The 13,316-nt window shown below is 63.0% G+C and carries 11 protein-coding genes; 9 read left to right on the plus strand and 2 right to left on the minus strand.

Annotated features, from left to right (window positions below):
* Positions 1-103 precede the first annotated feature (103 nt).
* From J7655_RS01340 to J7655_RS01365, 6 genes are all read left to right on the plus strand, one after another.
* A complete protein-coding gene (locus tag J7655_RS01340) occupies positions 104-3,586 on the plus strand; it encodes a response regulator (RefSeq protein WP_230926230.1) in 3,483 nt (1,160 codons plus the stop codon).
* Positions 3,586-4,395 carry a CheR family methyltransferase gene (locus tag J7655_RS01345; protein WP_230926231.1) on the plus strand — a complete coding sequence of 270 codons (810 nt, stop codon included), beginning with the start codon at positions 3,586-3,588 and terminating at the stop codon, positions 4,393-4,395. The genes J7655_RS01340 and J7655_RS01345 overlap by 1 nt, the downstream gene beginning before the upstream one ends.
* Positions 4,392-5,003, plus strand: coding sequence for a chemotaxis protein CheB (locus J7655_RS01350; protein WP_230926232.1), 612 nt, complete (start codon positions 4,392-4,394; stop codon positions 5,001-5,003). Before J7655_RS01345 ends, J7655_RS01350 begins: the two co-directional genes overlap by 4 nt.
* On the plus strand, positions 4,997-6,184 hold the full coding sequence (locus tag J7655_RS01355; protein WP_230926233.1) for a hybrid sensor histidine kinase/response regulator: 1,188 nt from the start codon (positions 4,997-4,999) through the stop codon (positions 6,182-6,184). The genes J7655_RS01350 and J7655_RS01355 overlap by 7 nt, the downstream gene beginning before the upstream one ends.
* A gap of 173 nt (positions 6,185-6,357) precedes the next feature.
* Positions 6,358-6,660: a hypothetical protein gene (locus J7655_RS01360; protein WP_230926234.1), complete on the plus strand. Its 303-nt coding sequence runs from the start codon at positions 6,358-6,360 to the stop codon at positions 6,658-6,660.
* A gap of 17 nt (positions 6,661-6,677) precedes the next feature.
* Positions 6,678-6,863, plus strand: a complete 186-nt coding sequence (locus J7655_RS01365; protein ID WP_230926235.1) for a PA3371 family protein — start codon at positions 6,678-6,680, stop codon at positions 6,861-6,863.
* A 40-nt stretch (positions 6,864-6,903) separates the two neighbouring features.
* Here the strand turns inward: J7655_RS01365 and J7655_RS01370 are convergent, their stop codons facing one another.
* Both J7655_RS01370 and algB read right to left on the minus strand, forming a co-directional pair.
* Positions 6,904-8,700: an ATP-binding protein gene (locus J7655_RS01370; RefSeq protein ID WP_230926236.1), complete on the minus strand. Its 1,797-nt coding sequence runs from the start codon at positions 8,698-8,700 to the stop codon at positions 6,904-6,906.
* Positions 8,701-8,713: 13 nt separating this feature from the next.
* On the minus strand, positions 8,714-10,066 hold the full coding sequence (algB, locus tag J7655_RS01375) for a sigma-54-dependent response regulator transcription factor AlgB (protein WP_230926237.1): 1,353 nt from the start codon (positions 10,064-10,066) through the stop codon (positions 8,714-8,716).
* Between the two features lie 210 nt (positions 10,067-10,276).
* Here algB and J7655_RS01380 point away from each other — a divergent pair, with 210 nt between their 5' ends.
* The 3 genes from J7655_RS01380 (at position 10,277) to J7655_RS01390 (ending at position 13,200) form a co-directional block, all read left to right on the plus strand.
* Positions 10,277-11,107, plus strand: a complete 831-nt coding sequence (locus tag J7655_RS01380; protein ID WP_230926238.1) for a BON domain-containing protein — start codon at positions 10,277-10,279, stop codon at positions 11,105-11,107.
* 67 nt (positions 11,108-11,174) lie between these two features.
* Positions 11,175-11,609 (plus strand): ferritin-like domain-containing protein, encoded by a 435-nt coding sequence (locus tag J7655_RS01385; protein ID WP_230926239.1) that lies wholly within the window; start codon positions 11,175-11,177, stop codon positions 11,607-11,609.
* 622 nt (positions 11,610-12,231) lie between these two features.
* Entirely contained in the window at positions 12,232-13,200 is a 969-nt protein-coding gene (locus J7655_RS01390; protein ID WP_143510057.1) for a PstS family phosphate ABC transporter substrate-binding protein, read from the plus strand.
* Positions 13,201-13,316 lie beyond the last annotated feature (116 nt).

The raw sequence follows: 13,316 nt of genomic DNA on the forward strand, positions 1-13,316 counted from the left end.
GCGCGAATGTTTGGCAAACTTCGGCGTTGGTGCGCGTTGAGTGTGCCATAGGCCATCCCCGGACCGACAAGAAGAAGCGAGATACCAGCCAATGGACAGTGCAATGTCGAATGAGTCCGCCATGGACGAACAGGGTTTTCGCCGCATTCTCAATCGTAACGTCGGCTTGCCGCTTGCCCTGGGGCTGGCGGGTGCCCTGTTCTTTGCGCTGTTGATCGGTTACCTGCTGAACGTGGTGCGCTGGGTCGAGCACACGGACCAGGTGCTGAACCGGGCCAGCGAGGTGTACAAGCTGACCCTGGATCTGGAAACCGGCATGCGCGGCTACCTGCTCAGTGGCGAGGAGGACTACCTGGCGCCCTATGAGCAGGCGCGTGGCAAGTATCGCCCGCTGATCGAGCAGCTCATCGGTATGGTCGATGACAACCCGGCCCAGATGCAGCGTCTCGAACGTCTGTTGGCACTGCAGGAAGAGTGGGATCTGTTCGCTCAGGACGTCATCGAAAAGCGGCGCGCGGGTGGCAATTATCAGATTGAAGTCGGGCGCGGGCGCGGCAAGAACCTCACCGATGGCATGCGCCGCGGGCTGGATGCCTTCATCAACAGCGAGCGCGAGCTGCGCCAACAGCGCAACAGTGAAGTCAGTACCGGAACGCTCTGGGGCGCAGGCACCTATCTGGTGGTCAGCATCCTGTTCAGCGCCCTGCTGGCCCTGTTCGGCCGGCGCGAGCTGCTCAACCTCTCGCACACCTATGCGCAGGCCAAGGCCAGGCAGGACGAATACGCCGAACAGCAGCGCAGGCGGGTCTGGCTGGGGGATGGCCAGACGCAACTGTCGGAGCGTCTGCTTGGCCAGCCGCAGGTTCAGGAGTTGGCCGACCGTTCCCTGGCCTTCCTGGCCGACTACCTCGATTGTGTCGTCGGTGCGCTGTACCTGCGTGATGCCCGCAGCGGTGATCTGCAGCGTTTAGCCGGCTACGGATTCAGTGCCGATGCCAGTCTCAGGGCGCACTTCTATCGTGGTGAAGGGCTGGTTGGCCAGGCTGCGCGCAGTCGTCGTCTGGTCTGTCTGGATAACCTGCCGGCCGATTACATCAAGGTCGCTTCGAGTCTGGGGGAGGGCCAGCCGATAAGCGTTGCCCTGTTGCCGCTGCAGTCCGAGGATCAGGTCAACGGCGTGATCGAGCTGGCCTTCATGCGCGTACTGGAGCCCCGTGAGCGCGAGTTTCTCGAGGCCATCGCCAGCCATATCGGCGTGGCTCTGGAGGCCGCGCGCTATCGCCAGCGCCTGCAGGAAGTGCTGGCGCAGACCCAGCAGCTCAACGAGGAGCTGCAGACCCAGCAGGAAGAACTGCGCGCCGCCAACGAGGAGCTGGAGCAGCAGGCGCGGGTGCTCAAGGAGTCCCAGGCGCATCTGGAAATTCAGCAGGCCGAGCTGGAGCAGACCAACGAGAAGCTCGCCGAACAGGCGCAGACCCTGGCTGACCAGCGTGACGAGCTGGACCAGCGCAACACCACGCTGGGTCGCATCCAGGTGCAGCTGGAGGAGCGTGCCGAAGAGTTGCAGCGCGCCAGCCGCTACAAGTCCGAGTTTCTCGCCAACATGAGTCATGAGCTGCGCACGCCGCTCAACAGCTCGCTGATCCTGGCCAAGCTGCTGGCCGAGAACGCCGAGGGCAATCTCAACGCGGAACAGGTCAAGTTCGCCGAGTCGATCTACTCGGCCGGCAACGATCTGCTCAACCTGATCAATGACATTCTCGACATCGCCAAGGTCGAAGCCGGCAAGTTGGAGGTGCGCCCGGAACGCACGCCGCTGGCGGGCATGCTGGAAGGCCTGCGCGATGTGTTCGTGCCGCTGGCAGGCGAGCGCGGCCTGAACTTCGAGATCGTGCAGCAGGGCGAGCTGCCGCAGGTACTGTTCACCGATCGCCAGCGTGCCGAGCAGATTCTGCGCAACCTGCTGTCCAACGCCTTCAAGTTCACCGACCGTGGTGGCGTGACGCTCAGCGTGTCGCGGCAGGATGAGCAGACCCTGGCTTTCGCCGTGCGCGACAGCGGCATCGGCATTGCGGCGGATCAGCAGCAGGCGATCTTCGAGGCCTTCCGCCAGGCGGATGGCACCACCAATCGTCGCTACAGCGGCACCGGCCTGGGGCTGTCCATCTCGCGTGACCTGGCCAGGCTGCTGGGTGGCTCGATCACGGTCAGCAGCGTGCCGGGTGAGGGCAGTACCTTCACCCTGTTGCTGCCTGAGCGCATGGGCCCGGCCAACACCGTCAGCCTGCCGTCCGCTGCGCCCTTGCCTGCGGTCGAACCCGCGCCAGCACCTGCTGCGCCGCCCATGCCACGTACCCCGGCGCCGTTTGCCGATGATCGCGAACAGCTCGACGAGCGTGGCGGTCGCCGCATTCTGGTGGTCGAAGACGAAGTGCGCTTTGCCCGCATCCTCTTCGATCTGGCGCACGAGCTGGGCTACGCCTGCCTGGTCGCCACCTGTGCCGACGAAGGCCTGGAGCTGGCGCGGCAGTACCGCCCGGACGCCATCCTGCTCGACATGCGCCTGCCTGACGGCTCCGGCCTCGGCGTGTTGCAGCGTCTGAAGGACGACGCCCAGACCCGGCATATTCCGGTGCACGTCGTTTCGGTGGAGGATCAGAGCGAGGCCGCCCTGCACCTGGGCGCCGTCGGCTACGCGCTCAAGCCTACCAGCCGCGACCAGCTCAAGGACGTGTTCGGCAAGCTCGAGGCCAAGCTCAACCAGCAGGTCAAACGCGTGCTGCTGGTCGAGGATGACCCGCTGCAGCGCGACAGCGTGGCCCGCCTGATCGGCGACGAAGACATCGAGATCACCGCCGTGGCCCTGGCCGGCGAAGCGCTGGAGAAGCTGCGCACGACCGTCTTCGACTGCATGATCATCGACCTCAAACTGCCCGACATGCAGGGCAACGAGCTGCTGCGGCGCATGGCCGAGGAGGACATCTGCTCCTTCCCGCCGGTGATCGTCTACACCGGGCGCAACCTGACCCGCGATGAAGAGGCCGAGCTGCTCAAGTATTCGCGCTCGATCATCATCAAGGGCGCGCGCTCGCCGGAGCGCCTGCTCGACGAGGTCACCCTGTTCCTGCACAAGGTCGAGGCCGAGCTGTCCAGCGAGCATCAGAAGATGCTCAAGACCGCGCGCAGCCGCGACAAGCTGTTCGAGGGTCGGCGCCTGCTGCTGGTCGATGACGATGTGCGCAACATCTTCGCCCTGTCCAGCGCGCTGGAGCAGAAGGGCGCCTCGGTGGAAGTGGCGCGCAACGGCCATGAGGCGCTGGCCAAGCTGCGCGAGCACGACGACATCGACCTGTTACTGATGGACGTGATGATGCCGGAGATGGACGGCTACGAGGCCACCCGGCTGATCCGCCAGCAGCCACGCTGGAAGAACCTGCCGATCATCGCCGTGACCGCCAAGGCGATGAAGGATGACCAGGAGCGCTGCCGCGAGGCCGGCGCCAATGACTACCTGGCCAAGCCCATCGACCTGGATCGTTTGTTCTCCCTGATCCGCGTGTGGATGCCCAAACTGGAGCGTCTCTGATGCCGGACGAGATCGAGTTGCGCCTGCTGATCGAAGCGATCTACCTGCGCTACAGCTATGACTTTCGTGACTACTCGAAAGCCTCGCTCAAGCGCCGTGTGCGTCAGGCGCAGACGCAACTCGACTGCCCGACCATCTCGGCGCTGCAGGAACGCATCCTGCACGAGCCGCAGGCCTTCATGCAGTTGTTGCAGTACCTCACCATCCCGGTCAGCGAGATGTTCCGCGACCCGGAATACTTCCTTGCCCTGCGTGAGCAGGTGGTGCCGCTGCTGCACACCTACCCGTCGCTGAAGATCTGGGTAGCGGGCTGCAGCACTGGCGAGGAGGTGTATTCGCTGGCCATCCTGCTGCATGAGGAAGGCCTGCTCGAACGCAGCATGATCTACGCCACCGACATCAATCCACACTCGCTGGAAAAGGCCGAGCAAGGCATCTTCGCCCTCGACCACCTGCGCACCTATACCCAGAATTATCAGCGCTCCGGCGGCAAGCGGGCGTTTTCCGACTACTACTCGGCGGCTTACGACCGGGTGCTGTTCGACAAGTTTCTGCGGGCCAACGTGACCTTCGCCGACCACAGCCTGGCCACCGACAGTGTGTTCGCCGAAACCCATCTGGTGTCATGCCGCAATGTGCTGATCTACTTCAACCGCGACCTGCAGGACCGTGCCCTCGGCCTGTTTCATGAGTCGCTCTGCCACCGTGGCTTCCTCGGCCTGGGCAGCAAGGAAAGTCTGGACTTCTCCGCTTACGCACAGCAGTTCGAGGCGCTGTCGCGCCCCGAGCGGATTTTTCGCAAGCGATGAGCGGGCCATCCATCAACCTGCGTGGGCAGGTTCGCGCGCCGTTGCAGGCGCTGCTGATTGGCGCTTCGGCGGGTGGTGTGGAAGCACTGCTGGGCCTTCTCGACGGCCTGCCGGCAGACTATCGATTGCCGGTGGTGTGCCTGCTGCACGTGCCGGATCGCAACGACAGCCTGCTCGCCGACCTGCTGCAGCGGCGCCTGCAACTGACGGCCAAGGAAGCCGAGGACAAGGAATACCTGCGCCCTGGTGTGGTCTACGTGGCGCCGGCTGGCTATCACCTGTCCATCGAAAGCGACCACAGCTTTTCCCTCAGCCGTGAGGAGCCCCGGCATTTCTCGCGACCGTCGATCGACATTCTCTTCGAGTCCGCTGCCGATGCCTATGGCGAGCAACTGGCGGCGGCGCTGTTGACTGGCGCCAACGAGGATGGCGCAGCCGGCCTGCTGGCCGTGCAACAGGCCGGTGGCCTGACCCTCATACAGGAACCGGCCGATGCGCTGGTGCCGACCATGCCGGCCGCCGCGCTGGCATTGCTCGAACCGGATTTTCTCCTACCCATCACCGCCATGCGCCTGCTGCTGGCCGAACTGGATGCCCTGCCATGCTGAGGAAGATTGAAGCCAAGGTGTTGATCGTCGACGACCTGCCGGAAAACCTGCTGGCACTGCAGGCCTTGATCAAGAGCGAGGATCGCAGCCTGTTCCAGGCCAGCAGCGCCGACGAAGCACTGTCGCTGCTGCTCGAGCACGAATTTGCCCTGGCCATTCTCGACGTGAAGATGCCGGGCATGAACGGTTTCGAGCTGGCCGAGCTGATGCGCGGCACGGAGAAGACCAAGCACATCCCGATCATCTTCGTCAGCGCCGTCGGGCGTGACATGGATTACGCCTTCCGTGGCTACGAGAGCGGCGCGGTGGACTTCCTGCACAAACCACTGTCGCCCTTCGAAGTGCGCAGCAAGGTGGCGATGTTCGTCGAGCTGTATCGCCACCGCAAGGCGCTGAGCCTGCAACTGGAGGTGGTCGAGGCGGCGCGCCGTGAGCAGGAGGCGCTGCTTGCCGAGCTGCGTGAGACCCAGGCCGAATTGCAGAAAGCCGTGCAGATGCGTGACGCGTTCATGTCCATCGTTTCGCACGAGCTGCGCACCCCGCTCAATGGCCTGATCCTCGACGTGCAATTGCGCCGGCTGCGTCTGGAGCAGGGGCGCATGGACGCCTTCAGCGCCGACAAGCTGCAGGAGATGATCCGCCGTGACGAGCGGCAGATTCGCAGCCTCAGCCGCCTGATCGACGACATGCTGGACGTCTCCCGTATTCGCACCGGCAAGCTGTCCGTGCGCCCTGAGCCGGGCGATCTCGGTGAACTGGCCGGTAGCGTGGTCGAGGGGCTGGCCGCGCAGTTCACCCATACCGGCAGCCACCTCGAGCTGCACGTCGAGGGGCCGGCGCCGGTGCTGATGGACGAATTTCGCATCGAGCAGGTACTGGCCAACCTGCTGACCAATGCCCTGCGCTACGGGGAAGGGAAGCCCGTGTCGGTGCGTGTACGGGTGCTGGACGATGTGGTGCGTGCCGAGGTGCGTGACCAGGGGCTGGGTATTTCCGAGGCCGATCAGCGACGGGTGTTCGAACAGTTCGAGCGCGTTTCCGGCACCCATGTCGCCCAGGGGTTGGGGCTTGGCCTGTTCATCAGCGAGCAGATCGTCCAGGCCCATGGCGGGCGTATCGAACTCAGCAGCCGGCTTGGTGAGGGTTCCTGCTTCAGCGTGGTGCTGCCGCGCCAGCGCTGATCGTGCAAATTGCATGCATCGCAAATCATGCATCTTGCAAAGTGCATGGTTTCGCTGTCGTGAATATAGTTTAAGTATTTGATTTATAACGATATTTATCTGATAGCAGACTGGCATGAGCGCTGCACTATCAGTCGGGTGAGCCCCGACTGATTTGCTGATGGAGAAGCGCCATGTACATCGTCCGCCTGAGCCTGTTCTGCGTCGCTGCATTGCTGGTCAACGGGGCTTATGCCACGGATTTCACCGGATCGGCCGGTGCCAGCGTCAAGACCGCTGAGCTGACCCTTTCCAACGCCCCGCAGTGGGAAACGCGTGTTGGTGCCCGGCTGGACGGCTCCACCGCGCTGCGCAGCAAGCAGAGCGTTCACAGCGTCGGTGAGGAAGCCAAGTGGCTGCGCATCTCCAATGATCTCGACAGCAACGCCAACGCTGAACCACGCCCCGCCAACGCCACCCCACGCTGGGTGTTCTGATCGACAAGGAGTCTGCCATGTCCAGAAGTGCTGTTCTGCTATTGATCCTGACCCTGTGCTGTCTGGCTGCCCTGTGGCTGAGCCCTGGCCTGGAAGAGGGGCTGGCACTGCTGCTCAAGGCGGCGGGCGTGTTGTTCGGTGTCGGTTTTCTGCTGGCCCTGATGGCCGGGCGGAAGATCAAGTTCGACCCTGTGCTGCGCTAACTCAAGCCATTGGCTGACATGACCAGCGCCACGAGTGCCCTCAAACCGGCAGGCTGAAGTAGAAGGTTGCGCCTTCACCGGGGCGTGAATACACATTGAGCTGGCCACCGTGCAGTTGCACGATCTCCCTTGCCAGCGCCAGGCCGAGGCCGACGCCGCCTTTGCGCCGGCCGATCTGCACGAAAGGTTCGAACAGGCGTGTTTGCTGTTCGAAGGCAATGCCGTCCCCTTCGTCCTGGACGCTGACGATCACCTGTTCGCCCTGACGACGCGCCTGTATGCGCACCTTGCCACCGGGATTGCTGTGGCGCAGGGCATTGTCGGTGAGGTTGTCGAGCAGCCGCTGCAACTGCGTGGCATCGAGTTCGAGGTGCGGCAGTGCTTCATGGACGTCGCAGAGCAGTTCGACCTCGCGTTCGCCGGCCTGCTCGGCAAAGCGCTGTGGCAACTGCTGGAGCATTGCTCCGAGATCGCATGGGCTGCGGCGCAGGGTTTGCACGCCGTTCTGGTAGCGCGAGAAGTTGAGCAGATCATCGATCAGTTGCACCAGGCGATGCATTTCCTCGTCGACGGTGCGCATCAGTTCCTGTTCGCGGCCGCTCGCCGGTAGCGACAGGCGTTCGCGCAGCAGGCTGAAGGCCATGTGCATGCCGGTGATCGGTGTGCGCAGTTCGTGCGAGGCGCGCAGGATGAACTCACTGCGTACGCGCTCGAATGTGCGTTGCTTGGTCACATCGCGCAGCACCATGACCGCGCCGACGCTACTGCCTTCGCTGACCTGCACCGGGGTCAACGCCCAGGCCAGCAGGCGGGTCTCGCCGTCACGTTCGATCTGCAGGTCAGCCGGTGGTTCGCGCAAGGGTTCGCCCGTCAGCACCTGGCGCAGTGCTTCATCCACGGCATGACCGGGCAGCAATGGGCCGATGGGCTGGCCCAGCCGGTCGTGTTGCCAGGAAAGCTGACGCAGTGCAACCGGGTTGGCGTGCTCGATGCGACCCTCGGCGTCGAGAATCACCAGGCCATCGTCAATGCTGTCGAGCACGGCCTTGAGCCGGCCTTGGCTGCTGAGAAGCTGCTTGAGGTTGCTGGAGTGGTACTCGCGCAGGGACTCGGTCATCAGGCCGAAGCGGCGACTCAGCAGTGTCAGCTCCACCACCGGCGAAACCGGAAGAACCACGTCGTACTGGCCCTGGCCGATCTGGTCGGCGGCGCGCGCCAGCATGTCGATGGGCGCGCCGAAGCGACGGGCAATGCCGTGTGCGGTAAGCACGCCGATGGCCAGTATCGCCAGGCCGATCAGCACCAGCAGCCCGGCGATCAGCTGCGAGCGTTCACCGGCCTTGTGTTCGGCCGCGATAATCCCGGCAACGACCTGATCCTGTTGCGTCAGCAGGTGATCGCGCAGGCGCTTGAAGGCCTCGAGAAAGACTTTGTCATTGGCCAGGTTGTGGGGCGTCTGGCCGGGAGGCGTTGCATTGTTGGCGGCGGCTTCCATCGCTTGGTACAGCGCGGCCGCCTGTTCCAGGCCACGCACGTAGTCATCGCCCAGTTGCGCCTGCATGCCCTCCTCGAAGGTGGCGCGGAATGACTGACGAATCTGCTCAAGGGCTTGCGCATCGGGCTGCTTGTCGATCAGCACGACCAGCTCGTCACCCAGGTGCTGGCGCAGCTTCTGGCCGATCTGCACGGCATCGAAGCCGCGCTGGATCAGGTCGCTCTGGCTGCGCGCCATCTGCGTGACGCTGAACAGGCCAACCAGCAGGCCCAGCAGGGCCACGGTGATCAGCGCCGAAATACTGAGGAACAGACGCGTGCGAAGCTTCATCGACAGCTTCATGGAGATCCCGTGTTCAGAGGTTGTACTGCTTGCGCTTGCGGTAAAGGGTCGAGGTATCGATACCCAGTGTCCTGGCGGCCATGTCCAGGGTGTTGCTGCTGGCCAGGACGGCAGCGATATGCGCCTTTTCCAGCTCTTCGAGGCTCATGGGGGCGCCGACGCGTACGCTGTTGCTCGGTGCCTCGCTGCTGCCGCCGAGGCCGAGGTGGGCTACCTCGACGGTTTCACCCTGGCAGATGATGCTGGCGCGTTCGATGACGTTGCGCAGCTCGCGGATATTGCCCGGCCAGTGATAGGCCTGCAGCGCAGCAGTGGCTTCGGGGCTGAAGGCGCAGGCCGGACGGCCATAGTCGCTGACGAAGCGGGCGAGGAAGCGTTCGGCCAGATCCATCACGTCTTCATGACGCTCGCGCAGTGGCGGCAGCTTGAGGGTGATGACGTTGAGGCGATAGAGCAGGTCTTCACGAAAGCGCCCCTCGCGCACCATGTCATCGAGATCCAGGTTGGTGGCGGCAACGATGCGCACGTCGGCGCGACGGGTGACCGGGTCGCCAACACGCTCGTATTCCTTGTCCTGAATGAAGCGCAGCAGCTTGGGTTGCAGGGTCAGCGGGAAGTCGCCGATTTCGTCGAGGAACAGGGTGCCACCGTCAGCCTGGCTGACCCGGCCCTGGGTGCTCTCGCTGGCACCCGTGAAGGCGCCACGGGCATGGCCGAACAGTTCGCTTTCCATTAGCTCGGCGGTCAGCGACGGGCAGTTGATGGTCACGCAGGTGCGCTTGGCACGCCGGCTCCAGCCGTGAATGGCACGCGACAGCTCGCCCTTGCCGGTGCCGGACTCGCCGAGAATGAGGATGTTGGCATCGGTCGCGGCGACCTGACGCGCCGTCTCCAGAACCGCCATCATCGCCGGGCTGTGCGAGTCGAAGCCTTCCCTGGACTTGCTGACCTCGCCTTCCAGTGCTTCCAGGCGCGCGGCCAGGGTGCGCACTTCCAGTTGCTTGGCAGCCGCCAGGCGCAGCTGATCGGGGGTGCAGGGTTTGACCAGATAATCGGCGGCGCCGGCCTGGATGGCATCGACGGCGGTATCCACCGCCGAATGCGCGGTGACGATCACCACGCGCATCCACGGCGCCTGGATACGCATTTGCGCCAGCAGGTCGAGGCCGTTGTCCTCGCCCAGGCGCAGGTCGAGGAAGCACAGGTCGAACACCTGGCGCTGCAACAGGGCTTCTGCCTGGGCGGCGCTGCTGGCGCCGGCGACATCATAGCCTTCGTCCTCCAGGCAGTAGCGGAAGGTGCGCAGGATTGCCGCTTCGTCGTCCACCAGCAGGATGCGCCCGCTGGTCTGCTCTGCAACTGCCATGTAAGTGCTCCGTCTGGCTGGTCAATGCAGCTTAGTCAGGTAAAAACCATGCAAGTTGCACGACCTGGCTGCGCCAATACTGCATCCTGCATGTAGGCAGGGTGCCTTTAGTGTTCTTAAGCTTATGATTTAAAAGAAGATTATTGTTTTTTGCTGGCTGGCATGGGGCTTGCGATAGTCCTTGCATCGTTTCACAACAGGAATGAACACATGCCACCGTTCAAACCCTTGCTCTTGGCGGCCAGTACCGTACTGGTGCTTGGTCTGACACCCTTGGCCAGTCATGCCGGCGAAGGCGCACTGACCGCGCAACTGGAGGCCGCACGCCAGGAAGGCTCGATCTGGACAGCCTTCGCGCTCAATCGCCACCTCAACCCGTTCAAGCTCGATATTGCGGTGCAGGAGGGCGTTGCCACCCTCGGCGGCCAGGTCGAAAGCGATGTACAGAAGGATCTGGCCGAGCAAGTGGCGCTGAGCATAGAGGGCATCGACTCGGTGGACAATCGAATCGAAGTCAGTGGTGACGTCGCCGAGGGTAATCCGCCGAGTCTGGTACAGCGGCTGGAAGATGCCAGCCTCGCGGCTACGGTGAAATCCAAACTGCTGTGGAACAGTAATACCCGTGGCCTGGACATTCAGGTGCGCAGTGAGGCCGGCAACATCACCCTCAGCGGTCATGCCCAGACGCCAGCCGCCAAGGAGCTCGCCGGCCAGCTGGCGGCCAATACCGATGGCGTGCGCGAAGTGTTCAACCACCTCAGCATCAGCACTGCCGACAGCAGTAGCAGTGAAGTGCAGACCGCTGTCGAGGAGGCGCGCGAGAACATCAGCGACAGCTGGATCACCAGCAAGGTCAAGGCCAGCTTCTTCTACAGCCGCAACCTGGATGCCATGAACATCGCGGTGAACACCGACGATGGCCTGGTCAGCCTGCGTGGCAGCGTACTGAGCGGCGCCGAGAAGCGCCTGGCCGTCGAGATCGCGCGCAACATTCGCGGTGTGCGGGGTGTCGATGCCGATGCCCTGCGCATCAGCAGTTGAACCCCTTCACCCCTCCGGCCACTGCCGTGGCCGATATCTGCAAGTCCCATAGCCAAGGAGTCAATCCATGAGCAGCAAGACCGCACAACTCAATGAACTGATCGAAATCACCCGTGATGGCAAGCGCTTCTACGAGCATGCCCACGAAGAGGTCAAGGATATCCGCCTGCAGGCGCTGTTCCGCGACATGGTGCGCGCCAAGACCCAGGTGATCGATGCCCTGAGCATCAAGGTCGCCGCCAATCAGAGCGAGCCGGCGACCGGTGGCACCCTGCTGGGCAAGCTGCGCCAGGTCTACGCCGACACCCGCGCGACCCTGGCCAAGGATGAAGACGCCACCTACGTCGCGCAGCTAGAGGAAGCGGAAGACCGCATTCTGCATGCCTTCCAGGATGCCCTGGAGACGGCGGACAATGATGTCCATGTGCTGCTGGCCGTGGAGATGCCCAAGGTACGGGCTTGCCACGACCGCATGCGGGCGCTGAAGCAGAATATGCAGTAATCACTGCGGCGCTGGTACGAGCCCCTGCATGCATTGCGTGCGGGGGCTTTTTGTTGGGTCTTAGCAGACCGGGCTGGCAAGTTTGTGTGCGTATGGCGGCGTCTGGCCTTTGCCTTTGCTCTTCAACTGCGATGGTACAGGCGACGCCCAAATCCCCTTCAGGAGGCCGAGTGGAATCGCCGTGGAAGGGGTTGAGCGACATGGATGTCGCGAGAGCCACGATGGGCCAGGGATGGCCCTTCGTGGCGTGCCCCTGGAGCGGTGATGGAGCGAGGGAACCCCGGCGCAGCAGGGCGGGGGCGCCTAGCTCGTATGCAGGAGTGTGTTTCTTTGCTTACTTTCTTTGCACAAGCAAAGAAAGTGAGTCGCCCGTAAGGGGCGAAACCCATCAGACCAAGCGGCGCGCTAATGGATAGTGCCAAGTCATCGACAGCTAATACGTTATTGCCAGTCCGGTATCACTCACACTTCCCCCAGACCATCCGAAGTGCTTTCTCTCTGCCGCCCTAGAATCCGTCGACGTTCATCTAACTGTCACATTCGTTTCATAGAGTGTTCACGTGGCCTGCAGATACTTGGGCCCGTTCCATCCAACACAACACCATCCTGCTAGGAGCAAGGCATGAAACTGAAGCGTTTGATGGCGGCCCTGACTTTCGCCGCCGCTGGCGTAAGCGCCGTATCTGCTGTAGCCGCCGTCGACCCGGCTCTGCCAGCCTATGAAAAGACTTCCGGTGTATCGGGCAATCTCTCCAGCGTCGGTTCCGACTCGCTGGCCAACCTGATGACCCTGTGGGCAGAAGAGTTCAAGAAGAATTACCCCAACGTCAATATCCAGATTCAGGCCGCCGGTTCTTCCACTGCGCCACCTGCCATGACTGAAGGTACTGCCAACATGGGCCCGATGAGCCGTCCGATGAAGGACAGCGAAATCCAGGCCTTCGAAGAGAAGTACGGCTACAAGCCGACCGCCGTTCCGGTGGCGATCGATGCGCTGACGGTCTTCGTGCACAAGGACAACCCGATCAAGTCGCTGTCGATCGAGCAGGTCGATGCGATCTTCTCCAGCACCCGTCTGTGTGGTGGCGACAAGGACATCAAAACCTGGGGTGACCTAGGTCTGACCGGTGAGTGGGCCAATCGTCCGCTGCAACTGTTTGGTCGCAACTCGGTGTCCGGTACCTACGGCTACTTCAAGGAAGAAGCGCTGTGCAAGGGTGACTTCAAGGCCAGCGTCAACGAGCAGCCGGGTTCGGCCTCGGTGGTGCAGTCCATCTCCAGCACCCTGAACGCCATTGGCTATGCCGGTATCGGCTACAGAACGTCCAGCGTGCGCACGGTGCCGCTGTCGAAAAACGGCGGTGAGGCTTTCGAGGCCAGTGAAGAGAACGCCCTGGCTGGCAAGTTCCCGCTGGCGCGCTTCTTCTACGTCTACGTCAACAAGGCGCCGAATCAGCCGCTGAGCCCGCTGGATGCCGAGTTCATCAAGCTGATGCTGTCCAAGCAGGGGCAGGAAGTGGTGATGAAGGACGGTTACATCCCGCTGCCGGCCAAGGTGGCTGAGAAGGCCATGAAGGAACTGGGTCTGTAAGCATGCCGCCGCGCTAGCGCTGCCATCCACGTTGCCCGCCCCTCCTAGGAGGGGCGGGCTTCGTTGTGTCAGCTGGCTGTAACTTTTCTGTCATACAACATCGCTAAATTGGCACG

Origin of the sequence: Pseudomonas wenzhouensis, assembly GCF_021029445.1 — a bacterium.
Taxonomy (GTDB): domain Bacteria; phylum Pseudomonadota; class Gammaproteobacteria; order Pseudomonadales; family Pseudomonadaceae; genus Aquipseudomonas; species Aquipseudomonas wenzhouensis.

Coding starts and splice junctions, on each gene's coding strand:
- J7655_RS01340 (WP_230926230.1), top strand. CDS start 104: ATGTCGAATGAGTCCGCCATGGACGAACAGGGTTTTCGCCGCATTCTC.
- J7655_RS01345 (WP_230926231.1), top strand. CDS start 3,586: ATGCCGGACGAGATCGAGTTGCGCCTGCTGATCGAAGCGATCTACCTG.
- J7655_RS01350 (WP_230926232.1), top strand. CDS start 4,392: ATGAGCGGGCCATCCATCAACCTGCGTGGGCAGGTTCGCGCGCCGTTG.
- J7655_RS01355 (WP_230926233.1), top strand. CDS start 4,997: ATGCTGAGGAAGATTGAAGCCAAGGTGTTGATCGTCGACGACCTGCCG.
- J7655_RS01360 (WP_230926234.1), top strand. CDS start 6,358: ATGTACATCGTCCGCCTGAGCCTGTTCTGCGTCGCTGCATTGCTGGTC.
- J7655_RS01365 (WP_230926235.1), top strand. CDS start 6,678: ATGTCCAGAAGTGCTGTTCTGCTATTGATCCTGACCCTGTGCTGTCTG.
- J7655_RS01370 (WP_230926236.1), bottom strand. CDS start 8,700: ATGAAGCTGTCGATGAAGCTTCGCACGCGTCTGTTCCTCAGTATTTCG.
- algB (WP_230926237.1), bottom strand. CDS start 10,066: ATGGCAGTTGCAGAGCAGACCAGCGGGCGCATCCTGCTGGTGGACGAC.
- J7655_RS01380 (WP_230926238.1), top strand. CDS start 10,277: ATGCCACCGTTCAAACCCTTGCTCTTGGCGGCCAGTACCGTACTGGTG.
- J7655_RS01385 (WP_230926239.1), top strand. CDS start 11,175: ATGAGCAGCAAGACCGCACAACTCAATGAACTGATCGAAATCACCCGT.
- J7655_RS01390 (WP_143510057.1), top strand. CDS start 12,232: ATGAAACTGAAGCGTTTGATGGCGGCCCTGACTTTCGCCGCCGCTGGC.